The sequence below is a fragment of the Meridianimarinicoccus marinus genome, assembly GCF_040689105.1.
Taxonomy (GTDB): Bacteria; Pseudomonadota; Alphaproteobacteria; order Rhodobacterales; family Rhodobacteraceae; genus Meridianimarinicoccus; species Meridianimarinicoccus marinus.
In genome coordinates this window covers 1-299 of the sequence record NZ_JBFBVU010000112.1, presented here as the reverse complement: position 1 = coordinate 299, position 299 = coordinate 1, and the positions used below count along the sequence as shown (strand labels likewise).

General features: G+C 65.2%; 1 pseudogene. It reads right to left on the bottom strand.

Annotated elements, in window-relative coordinates:
* Positions 1-299: pseudogene (locus AB0T83_RS20635) on the bottom strand (ornithine cyclodeaminase family protein); the annotation flags it as partial.

Sequence of the window (299 nt, the reverse complement as noted above, 5' to 3'; positions counted from 1 at the left end):
ACCATGGCTCTGGCCTTGCCGGTGTCGGGATCGAACAGAAAGACCGTGGACTGGTGGTTGATGATCCCGCGCTTTTCAAGGTTGTTGGGCCAGTAGCCGCCCGCCTTCAGGCCCAGCGTCAGCCCGGCCCGGTCGAAACCGCCCTTGAAGCCGTAGAGCGCGTCTTCGTGGCCGATGGCCTCGCGCACCACGGGGAAGTTGTAGGCCTCGCCGGAGGCCATCGCGGCAAAGACCTTCTCGACCGCGGCAAAGGCCGCGTCGCGCGTCATCAGGTCGGCAATGTCGCGTTCGGGTACGAT